At 73.4% G+C, this 23,361-nt stretch carries 20 protein-coding genes; 10 read left to right on the top strand and 10 right to left on the bottom strand.

The window, feature by feature from the left end; translation table 11 throughout:
• The first annotated feature begins 137 nt into the window (after window positions 1–137).
• The 4 genes from ACFZA0_RS34595 to ACFZA0_RS34580 are packed head-to-tail and all read left to right on the top strand — an operon-like array spanning window position 138 to window position 5,288.
• Complete coding sequence (locus tag ACFZA0_RS34595; RefSeq protein ID WP_391024364.1) at window positions 138–899, top strand: redox-sensing transcriptional repressor Rex; 762 nt, start codon at window positions 138–140, stop codon at window positions 897–899.
• A complete protein-coding gene (locus ACFZA0_RS34590) occupies window positions 896–2,602 on the top strand; it encodes a glutamyl-tRNA reductase (RefSeq protein ID WP_391024362.1) in 1,707 nt (568 codons plus the stop codon). Before ACFZA0_RS34595 ends, ACFZA0_RS34590 begins: the two co-directional genes overlap by 4 nt.
• Entirely contained in the window at window positions 2,599–3,585 is a 987-nt protein-coding gene (gene hemC, locus ACFZA0_RS34585; RefSeq protein WP_391024360.1) for a hydroxymethylbilane synthase, read from the top strand. Before ACFZA0_RS34590 ends, hemC begins: the two co-directional genes overlap by 4 nt.
• On the top strand, window positions 3,582–5,288 hold the full coding sequence (locus tag ACFZA0_RS34580; RefSeq protein WP_391024358.1) for a uroporphyrinogen-III synthase: 1,707 nt from the start codon (window positions 3,582–3,584) through the stop codon (window positions 5,286–5,288). Before hemC ends, ACFZA0_RS34580 begins: the two co-directional genes overlap by 4 nt.
• A gap of 110 nt (window positions 5,289–5,398) precedes the next feature.
• Here the strand turns inward: ACFZA0_RS34580 and ACFZA0_RS34575 are convergent, their stop codons facing one another.
• The 4 genes from ACFZA0_RS34575 to ACFZA0_RS34560 form a co-directional block, all read right to left on the bottom strand.
• A complete protein-coding gene (locus ACFZA0_RS34575) occupies window positions 5,399–6,307 on the bottom strand; it encodes a type II CAAX prenyl endopeptidase Rce1 family protein (RefSeq protein WP_391024356.1) in 909 nt (302 codons plus the stop codon).
• Window positions 6,308–6,445: 138 nt separating this feature from the next.
• Complete coding sequence (locus ACFZA0_RS34570) at window positions 6,446–7,129, bottom strand: response regulator (RefSeq protein WP_391024354.1); 684 nt, start codon at window positions 7,127–7,129, stop codon at window positions 6,446–6,448.
• Window positions 7,126–8,346, bottom strand: a complete 1,221-nt coding sequence (locus ACFZA0_RS34565; protein WP_391024352.1) for a histidine kinase — start codon at window positions 8,344–8,346, stop codon at window positions 7,126–7,128. Before ACFZA0_RS34565 ends, ACFZA0_RS34570 begins: the two co-directional genes overlap by 4 nt.
• Before the next feature lie 79 nt (window positions 8,347–8,425).
• Window positions 8,426–9,190 carry a helix-turn-helix domain-containing protein gene (locus ACFZA0_RS34560; protein ID WP_391024350.1) on the bottom strand — a complete coding sequence of 255 codons (765 nt, stop codon included), beginning with the start codon at window positions 9,188–9,190 and terminating at the stop codon, window positions 8,426–8,428.
• Window positions 9,191–9,274: 84 nt separating this feature from the next.
• Between ACFZA0_RS34560 and ACFZA0_RS34555 the strand changes: the two genes are divergently transcribed.
• From ACFZA0_RS34555 to ACFZA0_RS34540, 4 genes are all read left to right on the top strand, one after another.
• Window positions 9,275–10,090, top strand: a complete 816-nt coding sequence (locus ACFZA0_RS34555; RefSeq protein WP_391024348.1) for a TSUP family transporter — start codon at window positions 9,275–9,277, stop codon at window positions 10,088–10,090.
• A 175-nt stretch (window positions 10,091–10,265) separates the two neighbouring features.
• Entirely contained in the window at window positions 10,266–11,261 is a 996-nt protein-coding gene (gene hemB, locus ACFZA0_RS34550; protein WP_391024346.1) for a porphobilinogen synthase, read from the top strand.
• A 116-nt stretch (window positions 11,262–11,377) separates the two neighbouring features.
• Window positions 11,378–12,610, top strand: a complete 1,233-nt coding sequence (locus ACFZA0_RS34545) for an aminotransferase class I/II-fold pyridoxal phosphate-dependent enzyme (RefSeq protein ID WP_391024344.1) — start codon at window positions 11,378–11,380, stop codon at window positions 12,608–12,610.
• A 636-nt stretch (window positions 12,611–13,246) separates the two neighbouring features.
• Window positions 13,247–13,654, top strand: a complete 408-nt coding sequence (locus ACFZA0_RS34540) for a MerR family transcriptional regulator (protein WP_391024342.1) — start codon at window positions 13,247–13,249, stop codon at window positions 13,652–13,654.
• 91 nt (window positions 13,655–13,745) lie between these two features.
• Here ACFZA0_RS34540 and ACFZA0_RS34535 read toward each other — a convergent pair whose 3' ends face one another.
• From ACFZA0_RS34535 to ACFZA0_RS34515, 5 genes are all read right to left on the bottom strand, one after another.
• Window positions 13,746–14,648 (bottom strand): DUF4253 domain-containing protein, encoded by a 903-nt coding sequence (locus ACFZA0_RS34535; RefSeq protein WP_391024340.1) that lies wholly within the window; start codon window positions 14,646–14,648, stop codon window positions 13,746–13,748.
• Window positions 14,649–14,720: 72 nt separating this feature from the next.
• A complete protein-coding gene (locus ACFZA0_RS34530) occupies window positions 14,721–15,689 on the bottom strand; it encodes a hypothetical protein (protein WP_391024339.1) in 969 nt (322 codons plus the stop codon).
• On the bottom strand, window positions 15,686–16,618 hold the full coding sequence (locus ACFZA0_RS34525) for an ATP-binding cassette domain-containing protein (RefSeq protein ID WP_391024337.1): 933 nt from the start codon (window positions 16,616–16,618) through the stop codon (window positions 15,686–15,688). The genes ACFZA0_RS34530 and ACFZA0_RS34525 overlap by 4 nt, the downstream gene beginning before the upstream one ends.
• On the bottom strand, window positions 16,615–17,010 hold the full coding sequence (locus tag ACFZA0_RS34520; RefSeq protein WP_391024335.1) for a GntR family transcriptional regulator: 396 nt from the start codon (window positions 17,008–17,010) through the stop codon (window positions 16,615–16,617). Before ACFZA0_RS34520 ends, ACFZA0_RS34525 begins: the two co-directional genes overlap by 4 nt.
• Window positions 17,011–17,085: 75 nt before the next feature.
• Window positions 17,086–17,895 (bottom strand): DUF4232 domain-containing protein, encoded by an 810-nt coding sequence (locus ACFZA0_RS34515; protein WP_391024333.1) that lies wholly within the window; start codon window positions 17,893–17,895, stop codon window positions 17,086–17,088.
• Window positions 17,896–18,113: 218 nt separating this feature from the next.
• On the opposite strand from ACFZA0_RS34515, the gene ACFZA0_RS34510 reads away from it, so the two are divergent.
• A complete protein-coding gene (locus tag ACFZA0_RS34510) occupies window positions 18,114–19,472 on the top strand; it encodes a helix-turn-helix domain-containing protein (protein WP_391024331.1) in 1,359 nt (452 codons plus the stop codon).
• Between the two features lie 61 nt (window positions 19,473–19,533).
• Here the strand turns inward: ACFZA0_RS34510 and argS are convergent, their stop codons facing one another.
• A complete protein-coding gene (gene argS / locus ACFZA0_RS34505) occupies window positions 19,534–21,309 on the bottom strand; it encodes an arginine--tRNA ligase (protein ID WP_391024329.1) in 1,776 nt (591 codons plus the stop codon).
• A gap of 219 nt (window positions 21,310–21,528) precedes the next feature.
• Between argS and lysS the strand changes: the two genes are divergently transcribed.
• Window positions 21,529–23,277 carry a lysine--tRNA ligase gene (gene lysS / locus ACFZA0_RS34500; protein ID WP_391024328.1) on the top strand — a complete coding sequence of 583 codons (1,749 nt, stop codon included), beginning with the start codon at window positions 21,529–21,531 and terminating at the stop codon, window positions 23,275–23,277.
• Window positions 23,278–23,361: the final 84 nt, after the last annotated feature.

Below are 23,361 nucleotides of genomic sequence, written 5' to 3'. Positions count from 1 at the left end.
GCGTGACCCCGGTCACGTTGACCGGGCAAATCGGACACCATCTTTGTGCACGCGTTCACAAAGACATAGCCTGCACAGGACGGGGCGGTCCGGGAACGTATGACCGTCCACAGCCCCGCTCTACCCGCAGGAGCACCGTGGCAACTGGCCGAACTCACCGACCGGCGACCCGCAGCCGAGGGATTCCCGAGGCCACCGTCGCCAGGCTTCCGCTGTACCTCCGCGCGCTGACCGCACTGTCGGAGCGTTCGGTCCCCACGGTCTCCTCCGAGGAGCTGGCGGCCGCGGCCGGGGTCAACTCCGCGAAGCTGCGCAAGGACTTCTCGTACCTCGGTTCGTACGGCACCCGCGGGGTCGGGTACGACGTCGAGTACCTCGTCTACCAGATCTCCCGCGAACTGGGCCTGACCCAGGACTGGCCCGTCGTCATCGTCGGTATCGGCAACCTGGGCGCCGCCCTCGCCAACTACGGCGGGTTCGCCTCGCGCGGGTTCCGGGTCGCCGCCCTCATAGACGCTGACCCCTCGCTGACCGGGCGTTCCGTCGCCGGTATGCCGGTCCAGCACACCGACGACCTCGAAGACATCATCAAGACCAACGGTGTCTCCATCGGCGTCATCGCCACCCCCGCGGGCGCGGCCCAGCAGGTCTGCGACCGGCTCGTCGAGGGCGGTGTCACCTCCATCCTGAACTTCGCGCCGACCGTGCTGTCCGTGCCGGAGGGCGTCGACGTCCGCAAGGTCGACCTCTCGATCGAGCTCCAGATCCTCGCGTTCCACGAGCAGCGCAAGGCCGGCGAGGAAGCCGCCGCCGGTGCCGCGCGCCCGCCCGCCGCGGTGCGCGCCAAGTCCGCCGACAAGGGACCCGACGGGGACGTACCCGCCGTGATGCCGGCATGAGTCTGCTCGTCGTCGGGCTGAGCCACCGCAGCGCCCCGGTCAGTGTCCTGGAGCGCGCCGCGCTGAACGAGGACGCCCGCGCCAAGCTGGTGCAGGACACCGTCGCCGCCGAACCGGCCACCGAGGCCGGGGTGCTGGCCACCTGCAACCGCATCGAGCTCTACGCCGACGTGGACAAGTTCCACGCCGGGGTCGCCGAGCTGTCGACGCTGCTCGCCCAGCACAGCGGCGTCGGCCTCGACGAGCTCACCCCGCACCTCTACGTGCACTACGAGGACCGGGCCGTCCACCACCTGTTCTCGGTGGCCTGCGGGCTCGACTCGATGGTCGTCGGCGAGGGCCAGATCCTCGGCCAGATCAAGGACTCCCTGGCCCGCGCGCAGGAACTGCACACCGCCGGGCGGCTGTTGAACGACCTGTTCCAGCAGGCGCTGCGGGTCGGCAAGCGCGCCCACTCGGAGACCGGCATCGACCGCGCCGGGCAGTCCCTGGTGACCTTCGGCCTCGAACAGCTCGCCGCCGGCGGCGCCGTCGAGGCGTGGGCCAAGGGCCGCCGGGCCCTGGTGATCGGCGCCGGCTCCATGTCGTCGCTGGCCGCCGCGACCCTGGCGCGGGCCGGCGTCGAGGAGATCGTCGTCGCCAACCGCACCCTGGACCGCGCCGAGCGTCTCGCTCGGATCCTCACCGAGGGCGACGACACCGGCGTACGGGCGCGTGCCGTGCCCATGGCCGACGTGGCGGTGGAACTGACACGTGCCGACGTCGCCGTCTCCTGCACCGGCGCGACCGGGCTCGTGCTCACCGCCGAGGCCGTCGCCAACGCCGTCGAGCAGCGCACCGGGCGCCCCGTCGCCGAGTCCGCGGAGCCCGCGGTGGAGCCCTCCGGCACGCTGCCGCCCACCGGCGCCGGCGCCGAGGACGGCTGTCCGCTCGACCTGTCGGCGGTGCCCGCGCAGAGCGGGTTCTCCGTGGCCGGCGAGGCCGCCGTCGCCGGCATGGACGCCGCGACCCTCGAACAGCACGCCGCCTGGGTCGACAACGGTGTCCCCGGCCGCCGCGAGCCCGCCCGCCGGGCCGGCGACAGCGACGCCGAACTGATCACCGCGCTCGCCGCGACCGCCGCCACCGCCGGCCGGGTCCGCGAGCACCGCAGGCCCGAGCCCGTCGCCGAAGTCCCGCGCCCCGCACCGGTGTTGTGCCTGCTCGATCTCGCGATGCCGCGGGACGTCGACGCCGCCGTGCACCGGCTGACCGGTGTCCGCCTCGTCGACATCGAGTCGCTGGCCGAGGCCTCCGCGGACGCCCCGATGGCGGCCGACGTGGACCAGGTCCGGCGTATCGTCTCCGACGAGGTCGCCGCGTTCGGCGCCGCCCAGCGCGCCGCGCACATCACGCCCACCGTGGTCGCCCTGCGCACCATGGCGGCCGACGTGGTCGCGGGGGAGATCGCCCGCCTCGAAGGGCGCCTCCCCGGGCTCGACGAACGCCAGCGCGGCGAGATCACCCAGACCGTGCGGCGCGTCGTGGACAAGCTCCTGCACGCGCCGACCGTACGGGTCAAGCAACTCGCGGCCGAGCCCGGCGGCGCCGGGTACGCGGACGCGCTGCGGACCCTGTTCGACCTCGACCAGGAGACGGTGGCCGCCGTGTCCCGCGCCGGGGGCGGCACCGACAAGAACGGCAAGAACCGAGGGCCAGCATGACTGAGAAGGCACTGAGACTGGGGACGAGGCGGAGCAAGCTCGCCCTCGCCCAGTCCGGGCACGTGGCGGACGCCGTGAGCCAGGTGACCGGACGGCCCGTCGAGCTCGTCGAGATCACCACCTACGGCGACACCTCCCGGGAGCACCTCGCGCAGATCGGCGGCACCGGCGTCTTCGTCACCGCGCTGCGCGACGCGCTGCTGCGCGGCGAAGTCGACTTCGCGGTGCACTCCCTGAAGGACCTGCCGACCGCGCAGCCCGACGGGCTCGTGGTCGCGGCGATCCCGGTCCGGGAGGACCCGCGGGACGTGCTCGTCGCCCGCGAGGGTCACAAGCTCGCCGAACTCGCCGCGTCGGCCGCGTCCGGCGTCGCCCGGATCGGCACCGGTTCGCCGCGCCGCATGGCGCAGTTGAACGCGTACGCGGCGAGCCGCGGACTGGACATAGAGACCGTCCCGGTCCGCGGGAACGTCGACACCAGGATCGGGTTCGTGCGCGACGGCGAACTCGACGCCGTCGTCCTGGCCGCAGCGGGGCTCAACCGCATCGGCCGGATCGACGAGGCGACCGACTTCCTGTCGGTCGACACCGTTTTGCCCGCCCCCGGCCAGGGGGCACTGGCGATCGAGTGCAGGGTGGACAACTCCCCCGAGGATGCAGCTCTGATCGCCGCGCTCGCCGAACTCGACGACCCGTTCACGCGGGTCGCCGTGACGGCCGAGCGGTCACTGCTCGCCGCCCTGGAGGCCGGCTGCAGCGCACCCGTGGGTGCGTTGGCCGACCTGCTGGCCGACGGGCAGATTGTCAAGGAAATGCGCCTGCGCGGCGTCGTCGGCACCACCGACGGCTCGACGCTGGTGCAGCTGTCCACCACCGGTCCCGTGCCCCACACGCACGAGCAGGCGACGGCGCTCGGTCGCGAACTCGCCGCCGAGATGCTTGCCCAGGGCGCGGCCGGTCTGATGGGGGAGCGAGCACTTTGAGCCCCACCACCCTTCCCGCCGGTCCCGAACACGGGCACGTCACCTTCCTCGGTGCCGGGCCCGGAGATCCGGGCCTGTTGACACTGCGCGCCGTCGAGGCGCTCACGAACGCGGACGTACTGGTCGCCGAGCACGAGGTGCTCGACGTCGTCCGTGCCCACACCAGGCAGGGCGTCACCGTGCTGCCCACGGACCCGGGACCCTCTGCGGGCCCGGCCGCGGGCACGGCGGCGCCGCAGCTCACGGTCGTTGACGGAACGTCAAAAACCGTTGGCCTTCCCGCGTCGCGGGATGCCGCACATCTTGTCATGGAGGCCGCACGGGGCGGCAGGCGGGTCGTACGTGCGGTGACCGGTGACCCCGGTCTCGACGCGTACGCCGCCGAGGAGATGCTGGCCTGCGCGGCCGCGGGCGTGCCCTTCGAGGTCGTGCCCGGCATCGCCACCGCGGTCGGTGTGCCCGCCTACGCGGGTGTTCCGCTGCGGGACGCCCAGGGCGCCGACGTCCGTTTCGTCGACGCCCGCACGGCCTCCGCCCGCTGCTGGACCGAGGTCGGCGCCTCGGACGGCACGGTCGTCGTCTCGACCACGCTCGACTCGGTCGCCTCGGCGGCCGGGGAGCTGGTCTCGGCGGGCCGCAAGCCCGACACCCCGATGACGGTCACCGTCGCCGGTACGACGACCCGGCAGCGCACCTGGAACACCACGCTCGGCACGGTGGCCCAGACGCTGAAGCAGGCGAAGGTGCTGCCCTCCCCGGAGGGCGGCCGGCCGGTGATAGCCGTGGTCGGTGAGCGTTCCGCCGTCGCCAGGCGCGACGAGCTGTCGTGGTTCGAGTCCAAGCCGCTGTTCGGCTGGAAGGTGCTCGTCCCGCGCACGAAGGAACAGGCGGTGTCGCTCTCCGACCAGCTCCGGTCCTACGGCGCGGTGCCGGAGGAGGTCCCGACGATCGCCGTCGAGCCGCCCCGCACCCCGCAGCAGATGGAACGTGCCGTCAAGGGCCTCGTCACCGGACGCTACGAGTGGATCGCCTTCACCTCGGTGAACGCGGTCAAGGCCGTCCGGGAGAAGTTCGAGGAGTACGGGCTCGACGCCCGTGCCTTCGCCGGCATCAAGGTCGCCGCGGTCGGCGAGCAGACGGCGAACGCGCTGATCTCCTTCGGCGTGAAGCCCGACCTGGTGCCCAGCGGCGAGCAGTCGGCCGCCGGTCTCCTGGAGGACTGGCCGCCCTACGACCCGGTCTTCGACCCGATCGACCGCGTCTTCCTGCCGCGCGCCGACATCGCCACCGAGACGCTGGTGGCCGGCCTGATCGAGCTGGGCTGGGAGGTCGACGACGTCACGGCCTACCGGACCGTGCGCGCGTCGCCGCCCCCGGCGGAGACCCGGGAGGCCATCAAGGGCGGCGGCTTCGACGCGGTCCTCTTCACCTCGTCGTCGACCGTGCGGAACCTGGTCGGCATCGCGGGCAAGCCGCACAACGTCACCGTCATCGCCTGCATCGGCCCGGCCACGGCGAAGACCGCCGAGGAACACGGCCTGCGGGTGGACGTGATGGCTCCCGAGCCGTCGGTCCTCAAGCTGGCGGCGGCCCTCGCGGACTTCGGCACGCGGCGCCGCACGGCGGCCCTCGACGCGGGCGACCCGGTCACCCGGCCCAGCGAGCGGCGGGCGGGCGCGCGGCGCAGGCGGACGACGACCTGACGCCGGGGCGCTCGCGCCGGGACGTACGACGGGCGGTGTCCCGTACTCCGGAACTCACTCCGGGGTACGGGACACCGCCCGTTCGGGGTTCGGGTTTCGGGGGTCCGGGTTCAGGAGACCTCGGCCGCGGTGGTCGCGCCGCCCCGCCCGTACAGGCGGCCGCGGCGCTTCGCCGTGCGCAGGAACAGGACGGTGGCGACGGTGCACACCAGCAGGGAGAAGACGCTCGCCTCGGGTCCGAAGTCGCCGCCGCTCAGGATCGCCGGGCCGGACACGACGCCGTGGACCAGCCCCGTCGGGCCGCCCCCGCTGCCCGACACGGTGGTGCCGAACAGGGCGCTCTCGGCGAAGTTCCAGGCGAAGTGCAGGCCGATCGGCAGCCACAGGGTGCGGGTGGCCGCGTAGGCCGCGCCGAGCATCAGGCCCGCCTCGACGGCGATGGCCAGCGCGCCCCACGCCGTGGCGCCGGGGTTGACCAGGTGCAGTCCCCCGAACAGCAGGCTCGACGCGATCAGCGCGCCGCGCGTACCGGCGAGTTCCTCGACGATCCGGAACACGACGCCGCGGAAGAGCAGTTCCTCGGTGACGGCGGCCCCGGCCATCACGCCCAGCAGGGCGAGCGTCCCGCCGAAGGACCCGTAGCCGTGCATGGCGTATCCGCCGCACAGGGCGATCAGCGCGATGGTCACGCAGAAGAGGACGAGGCCGTACAGGGTGCCGCGGCGCAGTCCGGCGGGGGCGGCGGCGCGGTCGAGCTCGTGGACGTCGCGCCGCTCGGTGCCCCGTACGGCGGCCGCGTAGATCTTCAGCGCGCCGACGACCGTGACGGCGCCGGCGAGGAGGGCGAGCACGGGGTTGTCGCCGGCCGCCGTGCGCAGTCCGCCGGCGAGCGCGAGCACCAGGCCGAGCACCACGATCATCAGCACCAGCCGCTGCACGGCCGGCCTCGGCCGGCCGTCCGCGACGAACGGCGCCCTTGCGAACAGGCCCTCCAGCGACGGCACGCTTCTGGTCGACATGCGGATTCCTCCCTGCCCGGCGGTGGCGCGATCGCCTCCGCGTCGGTGGAAGGAACGCTAGGGACAAGGGGTGTTCGGGGGCGTCGCCCCGGGGTGGACAGTCGCGTGTGGCTCACGTGGGGGACACGCAGGCGGGTCTCACTCCCGGGCGGGGGCGACGAGACCCACGCGGTGGGCGAACACCACCGCCTGCACGCGGTCGCGGAGGTCGAGCTTGGTGAGGATGCGGGACACGTACGTCTTGACCGTCTCGCGGCTGATGACCATGCGGGCGGCGATCTCGGGGTTGGACAGGCCCTCCGCGACGAGCCGCAGCACCTCCAACTCCCGTGGCGCCAGGGCGGACACGGCCTCCTGCGCGGCGGGCCTCGGGGTGCGGATGCGGTCGGCGAACCTGCCGACGAGCTGCCGGGTGACGGCCGGGGCGAGCAGGGACTCACCGGCGGCGATCGTCCGTATCCCGTCGACGAGTTGGCGCGGCGGGGCGTCCTTGAGCAGGAACCCGCTCGCGCCCGCCCGCAGGGCCTCGTACACGTACTCGTCGAGGTTGAAGGTGGTGACCACGAGCACCTTGACCGGCTCGGCGACACCGGGGCCGGCCAGCAGCCGGGTGGCCGCGATCCCGTCGAGGACCGGCATCCGGATGTCCATCACCACGACGTCGGGCCGGAGCCGGTGGGCGGCCTCCACGGCGGCCCGGCCGTCGGCGGCCTCGCCCACGACCTCCAGGTCGGGCTGCGCGCCGAAGATGGTGACGTAACCGGCGCGCACCAACTCCTGGTCCTCGCAGACGAGTACGCGAATGCACCCGGGACCGCTCATCGGCCGTCTCCGTCCCCGGTCGGTATGCGGGCGTGCACGCTGAAGCCGCCGTCGGGGCCGTGCCCGGCGAGGAGTTCGCCGCCGAACACGCCCACCCGCTCGCGCAGGCCCAGCAGTCCGTGGCCGCCGCCCCGGCCGAGCGGGGTGGCGGTGGGTCTCGCGGCGGCACCCTCGGTGGTCACCTCGACCTCGATCCCGTCGGGGAGGTAGCGCACGCTGACCGCCGTCCCGTTGCCCGGCGCGTGCTTGAGGGCGTTGGTCAGGGCCTCCTGCACCACGCGGTACGCGGCGAGTTCGACGGCGGAGGCGAGGGGGCGCCGTTCGCCGTGCTCGGACAGCTCCACGGGTTGTCCCGCCGCCCGCGTCCGTTCGACGAGGTCGCCGATCCGGCCGGGCGCCGGCCCCTGCGCGGCCGCTTCGCCGCCGGGGCTCTTGAGCACGCCGAGCAGGTGCCGCAGGTCGGTCAGCGCGCGGCGGCCCGAGTCGCCGATGGCTTCGAGGCCGGTGGCGACCCGGTCGGGAGCGGTGTCCAGGAGGAACTGCGAGGCGTCGGCCTGGACGACCATGGCGGTGACGTGATGGGTGACCACGTCGTGCAACTCCCGTGCGATACGGGCCCGTTCGTCCGCCATGGCGGCCGCGACGCTCAGCCGCCGCCGCTCGGCCTCGCTCAGCTGCCGGGCCCGCACCGCGCGCCCGGCGAGCCAACAGCCCACGAGGATCGCGTAGATGAGGGCGAAGTCGGGCACCCGCTGCGGCGACCCCCTGCCGTGCAGCGCCACCGCGAAGAGCGCGAACACCGCGCAGGCCCCGGCGGCGAGCGCGGCGAGACGGCCCGCGCCGTCCGTACGGTCGCTGTGCGCGCCCGCGCCGTAGAGGGCGACGTAGAGCCCGACGCTCGCGAACGTCTGCGGACAGCCCAGGAGTTCGTGCACGGCGAACGCGACGGCGACCACGGCCAGGCACGCCCCGGGCCATCGCCGCCGGACGACCAGCGGCAGCCAGAGGGCGACGGTGAGGAGGACGCCGAGGGCGTCGTACGGACGCGTCGGCAGATCGCCGAACTCGGCCCCGATGTGCGCGGTGAGGGGGGAGAAGACGACGGGGGCGAGCAGCAGGACACCCACGGCGTCGCGCGTGACGGGACGGAGGGCGCTCCACCGGCGGACGCCGGCGTGGGCCTTCCGCAGCAGGGTTGCAGTCGTCGCCTCGAACACGGCGAGAGCCTAGCCGTCCCGGCGGCGGGCGGTGCCGGGGGAGCCGGACGGGCTCCCGCCGGGCCCGCGGCGGACGGTCTCAGGCTCTCGTGCCGAAGCGGGACGGGGGTGTGCCGAAGGTCCGGGTGAAGGCTGCGGTGAAGGCAGCGGGGGAGGCGTATCCCAGGCGGCCGGAGACCTCCGTGACCGACGCGGTGCGCAGGAGCGGCACGGCCGCGAGCAGCCGTGCCCGGCCGCGCCACACGGCCGGGCTGTCCCCGGTCTCGGTGCGGAATCTCCGGGTGAACGCCCTTTCGCTCATGGCCACGTGGGCGGCCCAGTCGGCGTTGCCGACGCCGGCGTCCGGGCGGGCCAGGTAGGCGCGGCAGAGGCCGGCGAGGTCGGCGGAGTCCGGGATGCGCAGGTGGAACGGGAGCGGGGAGCCCGCCGCGATCTCGTGCAGCAGGAGCGTGGCGATGACGCCCTCGCGTCCGGACAGGCTGTAGTCCGCCTCGAACTCGACCGCCGCGGCGAGCAGTTCGCGCAGCAGCGGGGGCACGTCGACCACCGCGCAGGTGGCCGGCCACCAGGGGACGGCGTCCGGCTCGACGTACAGGCTGTGCGTGGTGACGCCGAGCATGCGTACGCGGTGCCGCACGGCGGCCGGGATCAGGACGGCCCGTTCGGGCGGGACGGTCCAGGTGCCCTGGGCGGTGTCGACGACCATGACGCCGGTGGCGCCGTAGAGGAACTGGGCCCGCCGGTGCTCGTGCCAGTCGAGCAGGTGCCCGTGCGGGTAGTCGGTGCCGATCGGGAGGACGGCCCGTTCGTTGCCGTCCTCGTCGTCCAGGGAAACGTTCCTCACCCCGCCACCGTACCGGCCGGGACGCGAAGGAATCCTGCCGACCTTCGCATGCCCGTCGCCGCCGGTCGCTGATGGGGTGGACACATGGACGTGGCGACGGTGGTGGGACTGCTCGGGATCGGGCTGCTCACCGGGGTGACAACGGTGGTCTTCGGGTTCGGCGGCGGGTTCGTCACCGTTCCCGTGGTGGTGTGGGCGGACTCCGCCCTCGGTGCGGACGCGGTCCGGGTGGCGACGGCGACCTCCGCCCTGGTGATGGTCGTCAACGCCGGTCTCGCGACGGCCGTGACGCCGCGCCGGACGCTCGCCGCCCTGCGGGGCAGCGGCCCAATGGTCCCGCTGCTGGCGGCCGGTGCCGCGGCGGGCGCGCTCGCGGCGGGGGCCGCCCCGGCCGGGTTGGCCCACTGGGCCTTCGTCGGCTACACCACCCTGACCATCGCGGACGTGCTGCTGCGCCCCGGGTTCCTGCGTCCGCGCGACGAGGCCGCCGGCGCCGCGGTGCCGCGTCCGCTGCCCGTCGCGCTGGGCGTGCCCATCGGGGGCGTCGCCGCCTTCCTCGGTGTCGGCGGCAGCGTGATGACGGTCCCCGCGATGCGGCGTGCGGGGCATCCGATGCGGGTGGCGACCGCGCTCGCGAACCCGCTGACCCTGGCCGTCGCGGTGCCGGCGGCGGCCGTCTGCCTGACCGGCGCGGGGGTCCCCGACCCGGCTTCCGCGCAGGTGTCCCTGGTGGGCCTGGTCGACGTCCGGGCGGCGGTGTTCCTGCTGGCGGGCGCGCTGCCGGTGATCGCGATACTGCGACGGCACCCGCTCCGTGTCCCGGACCGGGTGCACGCGGTGGCGTACGTGGCGCTGCTGGCCGTGGTCACCGGCGTGATGATCGCCCTCGGCGACTCCTGACGCGCCGCCCCCGCGCGGGAACGAGCGGCGGTGCGCACGGTGGCCGCGCCGCGGCGGGTCCCGCGACGGAGCGGAACTGCCCCAACGCGGGGCGGACCGCACCCGGGATCCGGGCCCGAACCGTCCGACAGGGAGTCGGCAACGGGGCTCCCGGGGCGGGCGTAACTTAGGTGGTATGTCGAAGTACGGATCATTCCCCGGTACACGTCCGCGTCGGCTGCGCACCACCCCCGCGCTGCGCCGCATGGTCGCCGAGACCCGGTTGCACCCCGCCGACTTCATCCTCCCCGCGTTCGTGCGCGAGGGGATCGGCGAGCCCGTGCCGATCGGGGCCATGCCCGGTGTCGTGCAGCACACCCGGGACAGCCTGAGGAAGGCCGCCGCCGAGGCGGTCGAGGCCGGGATCGCCGGGATCATGCTGTTCGGGGTGCCCGAGGAGGACAAGAAGGACGGTCTCGGCACCCCCGGTACCGACCCGGACGGGATTCTCCAGGTCGCCCTGCGCGACGTGCGCGCCGAGGTCGGCGACGACCTGATCGTCATGTCCGACCTGTGCCTCGACGAGTTCACCGACCACGGGCACTGTGGCGTCCTCGACTCCGAGGGCCGCGTCGACAACGACGCCACCCTGGAGCGCTACGCCGAGATGGCACAGGTCCAGGCGGACGCCGGGGCGCACGTCGTCGGGCCCAGCGGCATGATGGACGGTCAGATCGGCGTCATCCGCGACGCGTTGGACACCATCGGCCGCGAGGACGTGAGCATCCTCGCCTACACGGTCAAGTACTCCTCCGCCTTCTTCGGCCCCTTCCGCGAGGCCGTCGGCTCGTCGCTCAAGGGCGACCGCAAGACGTACCAGCAGGACCCGGCCAACGTGCGGGAATCCATGCGGGAGTTGGCGCTCGACCTCGAAGAGGGCGCCGACATGGTCATGGTCAAGCCGGCCGGGCCCTACCTCGACATCCTCGCCCGGGTCGCGGACGCGGTGGACGTGCCGGTCGCCGCCTACCAGATCTCCGGCGAGTACTCGATGATCGAGGCCGCCGCCGAGAAGGGCTGGATCGACCGCGACAAGGCGATCGTCGAGTCCCTCACCGGCATCAAGCGCGCCGGTGCGCAGAACATCCTCACCTACTGGGCCGTCGAGGTCGCGCGCCAACTGGGCCGCTAGGCGGCGACGTCGGGGCACCGCGGCCGCTGTCCGGATCGCGGAAAGGCAGGTGCGGGCGACGGGTGTCTTCCTAGGCTGCGGGCCAGCCGCCGCCGACCCGCCCCAGGAGCCGCCCCGTGACCGTCGCCCAGCAGCACTCCCCGCACGCCGCCGTCGCCGCGCCCGTGCCCCCGCTCGCGGGGCGGGCGCGGTCGACCGGGGGCTCCGCCGTGCGGGACATCCTCGCCATCACTGCCCGGCCGGAGGTCGTCAGCTTCGCGGGCGGGCTGCCCGCGCCCGAGCTGTTCGACACCGAGGGCATCGCGGACGCCTACCGGGCGGTCCTCGACGAGCAGGGCGCGCGGGCGCTCCAGTACGCGACGACCGAGGGCGAGCCCGCGCTGCGTGCCGCGCTCGCCGCGCGGACGTCCGTGCGCGGGCTCGCCACCGGGCCCGACGACGTGCTCGTCACCACGGGTTCCCAGCAGGCGCTGTCCCTGCTCGCCACCGCGCTGCTCGAACCCGGCGACACCGTCCTCGTCGAGCGCCCCTGCTATCTCGCGGCGCTCCAGGTGTTCGCCTTCGCGGGTGTGCGGGTGGTGGCCGTGCCCGGCGACGAGGACGGGCTCGACCCCGCCGCGCTGGAGGAACTGGTCCTGCGGGAGCGGCCCAAGCTGCTCTACGTCGTGCCCACCTTCCAGAACCCGACCGGCCGCACCCTGCCCGCCGCCCGCCGCGCCGCCGTCGCCGAGGTCGCCGCGCGGTGCGGGCTGTGGATCGTCGAGGACGACCCGTACGGGGAACTGCGCTTCGAGGGCGAGCGGGTGGCGTGGATCGCCACGTACCCCGGGGCCGAGGACCGGACCGTGCTGACCGGTTCGTTCTCCAAGGTGATGGCACCGGGCATGCGGCTGGGCTGGCTGCGGGCGCCGGGGGCGCTGCTGCGGGCCTGCGCGGTCGCCAAGCAGGCCGCGGACCTGCACACCCCGACCGTCAACCAGCTCGCCGCCGCCCGCTACCTCGCCGACCGCGACCTCGACGCGCACGTGGCACGGGTGGCCGGCGTCTACCGGGAGCGCCGGGACGCGATGCTCGCGGGGCTCCCCGGCGCGCTGCCCGAGGGAAGCGCCTGGGCCGTGCCGGAGGGCGGCATGTTCGTGTGGGCGCGCCTTCCGCACGGGCACGACACCACCGCGCTGCTCCCGGCGGTCGTCGCCCACGACGTCGCGTACGTGCCCGGCGCCCCCTTCTACGCCGCGGCACCGGACACGGCGACGATGCGGCTCACCTTCGTCACCCAGGCCCCGGACCGCATCGCGGAGGGCCTGCGGCGCCTGGCCCGGGGGCTGGGGACGGCGGGAGCCCGGTAGCCGCGCCACGGCCCCGCCGGTGATCCATGCCACCCGCATCCGGTTTCCTCATCGGCGGACACGCGGAAATCTATGCTGACCGAGGTAGACATTGGGTGCCGGCGTGGTTATGGTTTTCCTCGTAGCCAAGGAAGACAGAAGGACCTGGCAGACACGAACTGCCGGTCGGCGGTACGCATGTGCAGGACGGTGCGGCGGTGGAGTTCCGAAGCCAGTGGGACGCAGGACGGCGACGGGACTGACGGCCGGACCGGGTGGCCCGCGGTCATCAGGGGCCGCCATCGGCAGGACCGCGCTCCGGCGCGGAAGCAGAACCGCAGAACGCGGTCGCAGTACGTGAAACAGCTTTTCGACCAAGTGATCGTCGAGGGAAGAACGGAGGAACCAGCGCGCCATCGGGATCGCCCGGGGAGAAACCCAGAACCCGGGTACCGCAGGACATCGACAGTGAGGTGGTCTCCGGTCAAGCAACCGCGATCCCCGCGCCCCCGGCAGCACGTCGGCCGGGTCCGCGGAAACAGTGAGCCGGCGCAGTTCTGACGCCGGCGGATGGTCAGGCAGTTCCTCCGGGGTCCTGGTGCCACAAGGCACCAGGACCCCTCGACGCGTTCCCCGAAGATGCACGGAGAGGTGCACATGACAGCAGACGACTCGTACGGCCGTCTGGACGACGACGACTACCCCGCCTACACCATGGGCCGGGCCGCCGAGATGCTCGGCACCACGCAGGGCTTCCTGCGGGCCATCGGCGAGGCCCGTCTCATCACGCCGCTCCGCTCCGCGGGCGGCCACCGCCGCTACTCCCGCTACCAGCTGCGCATCGCGGCCCGCGCCCGGGAACTGGTGGACCACGGAACCTCCGTCGAGTCCGCCTGCCGCATCGTCATCCTCGAGGACCAGCTCGAAGAGGCCCGGCGCATCAACGAGCAGTACCGGCGCGCGGCCGAGTCCGAGTCCGACGCCGACTCCGAGTCCGCCGCCGGGTCCGGGACACCGGCCGCCGCCGGGTCCCCGACCGTCGCCGACAGGGACGGGGACGGCTGAGACCGCCGACGCCGGGCGGGGCCGATCCGCTGCCCGCCCCTTCCGGCAGGCAGCGCCGCCGGTCGGTCGACCGGTGGCGCCACCGGGGTCGTCAGTCCCACCAGAACGCCCAGACCTCCTCGTCCAGGACCTCCTGGTGGGCGTAGTCGCGCAGGGTGTCGTGGTTGCCCCGGAGGACCGCGTCCGGGCAGAACGCGAAGTGCTCGGCGGCCACCGCCTCGGCGTGGGCCGCCGTGGTGGGCGGGGCCGCGACCGAGACGACCAACTCGTCGGCGCGGAGCGCCACCACGCGTATGCCGAAGCGGTCCTCCCAGGAGCGCAGCACCGCGCAGAGACGAGCCGTGTCGTCCTCGAAGGGGGCCGCGCCGGTCCAGCCGATCGCGGCCGGCAGGTCGGCGGAGCGACGGGCGGGGACAAGGGCGAGCCGGCCTTCCTTGACCCGGGTCCCCTCGCGGAGGAGAAGGCCGACGACGTCGGCGGCACACTCGTCCGGGTCCCGGCGGAGCGTGCCCGCGGGGGCCGTGCCCGGCCAGTCGGCCCCGAGCAGCGACACGATCCCGCCCAGGGCCGCCGGGGAGCCGGGTGCGGTGTCCGTGACGTCGATGTCCGTGACGTCGGTGTCCGCGGCGTCGATGCCGGCGTGGTTCTCGTCGGAGTGCAGGGCGTCGGCCATGTGGTCGTCCCAGGAGTGCGCCAGGACCTCTTCGGCGTCGTGGTCGCCCGGATAGGAGACGTCACCGGGGCGCAGATACCAGTCGGGACCGATGTCCGTCGCACCGTCGACGAGCACCGGGAGCAGGCCCACGCGCCGGGCGGGGGCCAGCGCGGACCACTCGCCGGGGGCCGGGGGCTCCCCGGCGCACCACAGCAGTGGCTCGTGCCACCGACCGTGGTCCGTCGTGTCGATCAGTCGCCCGGCGGGGAGTCGGAGCCCGAGCGAGCTTCCGCTCGGGTCGTCAGCGAGGCGCGGCAGCGGGTTGGGAAGGGTCGCCATGCAGCGGACTTTAGGCGGTGGCACCGACAGCGGGCCCGGCCCCCGGCCGGTGCCGCCGCCGGACGCCGCGCCCTACACGGCCCTGCGGCGCAGCAGCAGGAACGCTCCCGCGACGGCGAGGGCCGCGAGCCCCAACAGGATGCCGGTCTCGGCCAGTTGGCGCGGCCAGTAGTCGGGGGAGGGCAGGTAGGTGCGGGTGAAGCCGACCACGTCGTGCCGGGCGAGGCACTTGGCGTTGTCGTAGCAGCCGGGGTCGGGAATCCTCGCGCCGGACGAGGTGATCACCCGGCTGCGGACGGTGAGTTCGGGGGTCTCGTACGCGCGCTGCACCGGCCAGAAGTTGCGGCGCACCGCGAGCGCCACGTACTGGACCAGTCCGGCGAGGACCAGCGCCGGTACCGGGCGGCGCAGCAGCAGACCGCTGAACACCCCGACCGCCAGGCCGAACAGCGGGGCCGCGACGGTGGCGATGCCCATCGTGAAGTAGAGCTGGCGCGGGCCGATGCCGGCGAGCAGCAGGTCGCTGTGCGCGGACCAGAGCAGGCGGTAGAGGGCGACCAGCAGACCCGTGCCGACGGTGATCGCCGCCGCCGGTACGGCCAGCCTGGCGGTCAGCCAGCGGGCCGGCGAGATGCCCTGCGACCAGGCCAACCGGACAGTGCCGCTGACCAGTTCGCGCGAGGTGAGCGTGGCCGCCGCGTACAGCGCGACCAGGAACGAGGCGAGCGTGATGAGGGTGTTGCCGTCGTAGAACAGGTCGTTGTAGGTGGTGGAGAGGTAGTCGCCGGTCACGCCGCGCGACCACGCGTCCTTCTGCACCCCCGCGTAGCCGTAGGCGTCGAACAGCTTCTGGGTCGCGTCCGCGCCCGGTCCGTACAGCCACAGCAGCAGGGCCGCCACCAGCACGACGAAGCCGGACCAGACGTACAACGCCCGCCGCTGGAGGCGCAGTTCCGCGACGAAGAGGCCGCGTGTCGGGTGGTCCCGCCGGGGGCCGGCCGGGGTGGGGGGCGTGGTCTTCGCCACGGGCAGGGTGCTCATCGGGATTCCTTGAGGGGTTCGGCGCAGTCGCGGTCGGCGGTGCCGACGGCCGTGGGCAGTGGTGGTACGGACGGGGCGCGCAGGTGGGCGAGGACCAGTTCTTCGAGGGTCGGCCGGTCGTGGTGCCAGTCGTCGGGGAGCGGCCCCGCCGGGCGGACCAGCGCCCGGACGCCGTGGCCCATGGGCCGGGACTCCACGACCGTGTGGGGGGAGAGGTCGGGCTCGCGTGCCGTGACCACCGCGTGCGCTTCGAGCAGGTCGTCGATGGGGCCGGCCAGCCGCACGACGCCCTCGCCGAGGAGCACCAAGTAGTCGCAAGAGTCGACGAGTTCGGCGACAATGTGCGACGACAGCAGGATCGTCGTGCCGCGTTCGGCGGCGTCCGCCAGCAGTGTGCCCAGCAGTTCGTGCCGGGCGAGCGGGTCGAGGTCGGCCATCGGTTCGTCGAGCAGCAGCAGTTCGGGCCGCTTGCCGAGGACGAGTGCGAGGGCGACGCGGGTGTGCTGGCCCCCGGACAGCGAACGCACCCGCGCGGCCGGGTCGAGCCCGCCCTGCTCGACGACACCGGCCGCGTAACCGGCGTCCCAGCGGCCGGGGTTGAGGTCCGCGCCCAGGGCGAGGGTCTCCGCGACGGTCAGGTGGTCGTACAGCGGCTTGCGCTGGTCGAGGTACCCGACGCGGTCGCGGTGCACGCCTGCCTCCGCGCCGAGGACGGCGAGGGTGCCCGACGTGGGCCGGACCAGGCCCGCCGCCATCGTCAACAGGGTGGACTTTCCCGACCCGTTGGGGCCGACCAGGGCGCAGACGGCGCCCTGGGGTATGCGGAACGAACAGTCGGCCAGGGCGTTCTTCGCGCGCCGGCCGCGACCGTACGTCCGGGACAGGCCGGTCGCCCGTATCGCGTCCGGGACGGTCGGGTTGGTGGTCACTGGTTCCCCTCCGGGAAGTGCTGGTCCAGTACGGACGTCAGGAGGGCCGCCGCGTCCTCGCGGCCGAGCCCGGTCTCGCGGGCCCGCCGGGCCCAGTCGTCGAGTTCGGCACGCAGCGGCGACTCGGCCGCCGTGCCGAGCGACCTGCGCACGAACGTGCCGACACCGCGCCTGGCCTCGACCAGGCCGTCGCGCTCCAGCTCGCGGTACGCCTTCAGGACCGTGTTCGGGTTGATGGCGGTCGCCTCGACCACCTCGCGTGCGGTGGGGAGCTTGTCTCCCGGTTCCAACAGGCCCATGCGGAGGGCCTGTTGGGTCTGCTGCACGATCTGGAGGTACGAGGGGACACCACTCCGCCGGTCGATGCGGTACTCGATGCTGTGCTCGGGCACGCCTGCACCCCCCTTTCACTAATTGATTAGTGAAAGGGGGGTGCAGGGGTTCTGTCAAGCGGGAGGGGTGTGCCGTCAGTAGGTGAGCGCGTCCGCCATCGAGAACTGCCAGTAGGTGACGAACGCCTTGCTGTCGACGTACGCGCTGCCGCCGGGCAGGGAGAGGTTCGTGACACCGCCCACCGAGCCCCGCAGGTCCCGGCCCTGGAAGAAGAGGCGGAGGCCGCTGACCTTGCGGCCGTTGTCGCCGTCGCCCGAGAGGCCGATCGAGGCGTACGCGGACTCGCCCGGTGCCAGGGTGACCACCGCCTGCGGCTTGCTCGCGTCCAGGATCTGGAGCGTCGACTGGTCGCCGTCGAAGCCGAGGAGCGGGGCGCCGTACGCGTCGCAGGAGGTGCCGCCGGTGTTGGTCACCGTCAGCAGGAGGTGGTTGATCGGGCGGGTGACCGGGCTGAGCGTCGCCCTGGTGTCGGCGTCGGTGCAGGTGACCCGCTTGGTGGTCGTGGACGTGGCGTCCGAGCCGGAGCCCGAACCGGAACCGGAACCAGAAACGGAACCCGAGCCCGAGCCGGAGTCGCTGCCGCCGCCGGTGCTCGTGCCCTTGTCCGTCGCCGCCGGGGCCGCGGTGCTCGTGCCGCCGGAGCCGGCCGCGCCGCCCGTGCCCGTCGCGCCGGTGGTCTGCCTGGCGGACGGCGAGGACGAGGGTGCCGGCGAGGACGCCACCGGCTGCGAGTCGGAGGTGCCCGACCCCTGCGTCCCCGCACCGCTCGTGTCGGTCCCGCCCCCGCCGTTGCACGCCGACACCGTCAGTGCGAGGACGGAGACGGCCGTGGCGAGCAGGTAGCGGGTGCGGACGGCGCGGTCGGTGCGGCTGTTGCGAGACATGCTGTTCTCCCGTTGTGGTGCGTGAGTCCGAGGTGGTGCCGGGGGCGCCGCCCGGTGGCTCGGCGGCCTGTCGCCCTGACGACCGCAGAGTGGACCGGGATCCGTCCCACCTGCGAGGGGTGACATGATTTCCGGGACGCTGGAACGCTTACGTGCCGTGTGACCTGCGCGAATACGGGTTGCCTGGGACGCGCGGTGGGACGGGGAGAGGGAGCGCGATGGGTGCGGCCGAGGATTTCGGGACGCTGCTGCGGCAGTTGAAGGACCGTTCGGGACTCAGTTACGGGGTCCTCGCCAAGCGGGCCCACCTGAGCGCGTCGACCCTCCACCGCTATTGCAACGGTGAGGCGGTCCCCCTCGACTACGCCCCCGTCGAACGGCTGGCGCGGGTCTGCAAGGCCGCCCCGGAGGAACTGGTCGCCCTGCACAAGGGATGGGTCCTCGCGGACGCGGCGCGCGGCAAGGCGGAGCCGCCGCCGATCCCCGCGCCGGTCCCCGCCCCGGACCCGGATCCGCAGCCGGAACCGGAACCGGAACCGGAGGTCGGGCAAGAGCCGCACTCCGGCGGGGAGTCGGCCCCCGACCCCGCCTCCGGGGCCGGCACGGACCCCACCGCGGCCGAGGCCGCCCCCGCCGCCGGGGCGCCCGCCCCCGTCGCCCGTGCCCTGCGCACCCGGCGTCGCGCCCTGCTCGCCACCGCGACGGCGGTCGTCCTGCTGGCATGGGGTTCGGCCGTGGTGGTCGGGATGGGGAACGACAACGGGGGCTCCCCGTCCGCCGGTTCGGCCGCCGACGCCGTGGACGGCCGGACCGGTGACGCCTCGCCCGACGGCTCCGCGAGCCCGTCCGCGCGCGCCTCCGCCAGTCCTTCCGTGTCGGCCTCCGGCACCGGGTCCGCCTCCCCGTCGGCCACGGCGACGTCCGCGAGTCCCGCCGCGAACTCCGGTGCGGGGAGCGGCGGTTCGAAGGACGCCGCCGGCGTGCCGGTCACCGCCGTGGTCAGCGGGTACACCTGGGACAGCCCGTGCAGCCAGCACTATCTGATCGACCAGGAGCCCGGCCGGGTGCCGCCCCCGCCCTCCGAGCAGCTCGCGCCCGCCTGGGCCGCCGCCCTGGGCGGGGTCTCGGCCGGAGGGCAGCGGGTCGCCGTCACGCTCCAGGGCACCGGCTCCGCGACCGTGGTCCTGGAGTCGATGCGGGTCCGCGTGGTGTCCAGTTCGGCGCCGCTCGCCTGGAACGACTACGCGATGGGCGACGGCTGCGGCGGCGGTGTCGACACCGCCGGGTTCAAGGTCGACCTGGACTCCGCACAGCCCGCGGTGGTGCCCGGCAAGGGGCAGGGCGACTTCCCGTACAAGGTCAGCGAGAGCGACCCCGAGGTCTTCTACGTCAACGCGGCCACGGCCGCGCACGACGTGAGCTGGTACCTGGAGCTCAACTGGTCCAGCGGCGCCCGGCACGGCACCCTGCGCCTGGACGACTCCGGCTCGCCGTTCCGCTCCAGCGCCAACACCGGGCGGCCCACGTACGTGTACCCGAACGGCACCGGCGGCTGGGTCACGCCCACCGGCGGCTGACACACGGACGGCGGCCGCCCCGTGGGGGGTGGCCGCCGTCCGCGGTCGGCTCGGCGCGGGGTCAGAGCCGTTCGGGCGTCCTGATGCCCAGCAGCGCCATGCCCTGGTGCAGGGTGCGGGCGGTCACGTCGCCGAGGAAGAGGCGGTTCTCCACCTGGGCCGGGGTCTCCGCCTTCAGGACCGGGCACTTGTCGTAGAACGTCGTGTACAGCGAGGCCAGTTGGTAGAGGTACGCGGCGAGCTTGTGCGGCGCGTACTCCTTCGCCGACTCCGCGACCGTCTCCGCGAACTGGTCGGCGTGCAGGCCCAACGCCCGCTCCGCGTCGGCCAGTTCCAGCTCGGGGTGCGGAACCGGGCGGGTCTCGCCGGCCTTGCGCAGGATCGACTGGATCCGGGCGTACGCGTACTGGAGGTACACGCTGGTGTCGCCGTTGAGCGAGACCATCTGGTCCAGGTCGAACTTGTAGTCGCGGTTCGCCGACGTGGACAGGTCGGCGTACTTCACCGCGCCGATGCCCACCTGCGTGCCCCGCTCGACGATCTCCGCCTCGGAGAGCCGCTGCTGGGTGTCCTTCTCCCGCACCACGGCCGTCGCCCGCTCGATCGCCTCGTCCAGCAGGTCGATCAGCCGGACCGTCTCGCCCTCGCGGGTCTTGAACGGCTTGCCGTCCTTGCCGAGCACGGTGCCGAACGCGAGCTGGTGCGCGGTGACGTCGTCGCCGAGCCAGCCGGCCCGCCGTGCCGTCTCGAAGACCATCCGGAAGTGCAGCGCCTGGCGGGCGTCCACCACGTAGAGCAGCGAGGTCGCCTTGAGGTTGAAGACGCGGTCGCGGATCGCGGAGAGGTCGGTGGCCGCGTAGCCGTAGCCGCCGTCCGACTTGCGCACGATCAGCGGGACGGGGTTGCCGTCGGGGCCCTTGACGTCGTCGAAGAAGACGCACAGCGCGCCCTCGGAGCGCACCGCGACACCGGACTCCTCCAGGAGCCGACAGGTCTCCTCGAGCATGTCGTTGTAGCCCGACTCACCCACGATGTCGGGGTCGTCGATCTTCATGTCGAGCTTGTCGAAGACCGAGTAGAAGTAGATCTTCGACTCGTCCACGAACCGCTGCCACACGGCGAGCGTCGCGGGGTCGCCGGCCTGGAGGTCGACCACCCGGCGCCGCGCCCGGGTCTTGAACTCCTCGTCGGAGTCGAAGAGTTGACGCGATGCCTTGTAGAGGCGGTTCAGGTTGGACATCGCCTGTTCGCCGCTCACCTCGTCGGTGCCCAGCTCGTGGTCGAGCGTCTCGGGGTGCTCGTCGACGTACTGGATGAGCATGCCGAACTGGGTGCCCCAGTCGCCGATGTGGTGGCGCCGCACGACGGTCTCGCCGGTGAACTCCAGGATCTGCACCATCGCGTCGCCGATCACCGCGGACCGCAGGTGGCCGACGTGCATCTCCTTGGCCACGTTCGGCTGCGCGTAGTCGATGACGGTGGTGCCGGCGTCGTCCGCGTGCGGCACGCCGAGCCGCTCGGCGGGGTCGGTGGCCCGCGCCGCGAGGTTCTCCAGGATCGCCCGGTCGGTGACGGTGACGTTGAGGAAGCCGGGTCCCGAGACCTCGATCTCCTTGATCACGTCACCGCTCTCGACCCGCTCGACGACCTGGGCGGCCAGCTCCCGCGGGTTCGCCTTCGCCTTCTTCGCGAGGGCGAGGATGCCGTTCGCCTGGTAGTCCGCCCGGTCGCTTCGTCGCAGCAGCGGGTCCGCGTCGGCGGTTCCCGGCAGGGCAGCCGAGAGGGCGGACGCGAGGCGCTGGTGGACGGAGGCGGTGAGGGACGTGACCGAGGCCATGGAGTGGTTGCCGTTCTCCTCGTGCGTACAGATGGATGCCGCCAGTATCCCACGGGGCGCAAAGCGGTTTTCCGTGCGCGGATCCCGGCCGCCCGCCGGAGGGCCGCCGGGCCGGGCCCGACAACCCGTTTTCGTGGATGCCACCGGAGCTGGGAGAATGAAGGACCCCGCCGGGCGCGGGGCCGGAGCAGCTTCCAGGAACTCATCGAAAAAGAGGACGTGCCGATCGTGGCTCAGAGCACCGAGACCACCGACTGGGTCTCCCGTTTCGCGGACGAGGTCATCGAGGCGTCGGAGCGTCGGGCCCCGGGCAAACCGGTCGTCGTCGCCTCCGGCCTGTCGCCGTCCGGGCCGATCCACCTCGGCAACCTCCGCGAGGTCATGACCCCGCACCTCGTCGCCGACGAGGTCAGGCGGCGCGGTCACAAGGTGCGCCACCTGATCTCCTGGGACGACTACGACCGGTACCGCAAGGTCCCGGCCGGCATCGACGGCGTCGACGAGACCTGGGCCGAGCACATCGGCCGGCCGCTGACGTCGGTGCCCGCGCCGAAGGGCTCGTCGTACCCGAACTGGGCCGAGCACTTCAAGGCCGCCATGACCGCGGCCCTCGCCGAGCTGGGCGTCGAGTTCGACGGGATCAGCCAGACCGCGCAGTACACCTCCGGCGTGTACCGCGACCAGGTGCTGCACGCGATGAGGCACCGCGGCGACATCGACGCGATCCTCGACCAGTACCGCACCAAGGCCAAGCCCGGACAGAAGCCGAAGCAGGGGCAGAAGCCGGTCGACGAGGCCGAGCTGGAGGCGGCCGAGGGCTCCGGCGCCGCCGCCGAGGACGACGGGTCCGCGGGCTCCGCCGGGTACTTCCCGTACAAGCCGTACTGCGGCGGCTGCGGCAAGGACCTGACCACGGTGACGGCGTACGACGACGACACCACCGAGCTGACCTACACCTGCGCCGGGTGCGGCTTCTCGGAGACGGTCCTGCTCAGCGAGTTCAACCGCGGCAAGCTGGTCTGGAAGGTCGACTGGCCGATGCGCTGGGCCTACGAGGGCGTGATCTTCGAGCCCAGCGGCGTCGACCACTCCTCGCCGGGCTCCAGCTTCCAGGTGGGCGGACAGATCGTCGGGATCTTCGGCGGCGAGCAGCCGATCGGCCCGATGTACGCGTTCGTCGGCATCAGCGGCATGGCCAAGATGTCGTCCTCGCGCGGCGGCGTGCCCACCCCCGCGGACGCGCTGAAGATCATGGAGCCGCAGCTCCTGCGCTGGCTGTACGCCCGCCGCCGGCCCAACCAGTCCTTCAAGATCGCCTTCGACCAGGAGATCCAGCGCCTCTACGACGAGTGGGACAAGCTGGCCGCCAAGGTCGAGGACGGTTCCGCGCTGCCCGGCGACCTCGCCGCGTACGCGCGTGCCGTCGGCACGGCCGCCGGTGACCTGCCGCGCACCCCGCGTCCGCTGCCGTACCGCACGCTCGCCTCGGTCGCCGACATCACCGCCGGGGACCGCGCGCAGGCCGTGCGCATCCTCTCCGAGCTGGACCCGGCGCACCCGCTGGCCGCGCTCGACGAGGTGCGCCCGCGCTTCGACCGCGCCGAGGAGTGGATCAACACGCAGGTCCCCGCGGACCAGCGGACGGTCGTCCGCGCCGAGCCCGACGCGGAACTGCTCGGCTCGCTCGACGAGGAGGCCCGTACCTCGCTGCGGCTGCTGCTCGACGGCCTCGACGACCACTGGTCGCTGGACGGCCTCACCCACCTCGTCTACGGGGTGCCGAAGGTGCAGGCCGGGTTCTCCGCCGACGCGACGCCCAAGGAGCTGCCGCCGGAGATCAAGGTGGCCCAGCGGACGTTCTTCGCCCGCCTCTACCACCTGCTCGTCGGCCGCGACACCGGCCCGCGGCTGCCCACGCTGCTGCTCGCCGTGGGCCAGGAGCGGGTGCGCACCCTGCTGGGCGGCTGACGCGCGCGACGCGGAAACGGCGGAGGGGCCCGGCGACCATCTGATCGCCGGGCCCCTCCGCCGTTCGTCCCCCGCGGGGGACCG

The sequence above is a fragment of the Streptomyces sp. NPDC008150 genome, assembly GCF_042956945.1.
Lineage (GTDB): Bacteria > Actinomycetota > Actinomycetes > Streptomycetales > Streptomycetaceae > Streptomyces.
Note: the sequence above shows the minus strand (reverse complement) of the source record. Positions and strands in the feature narration are given on the sequence as shown.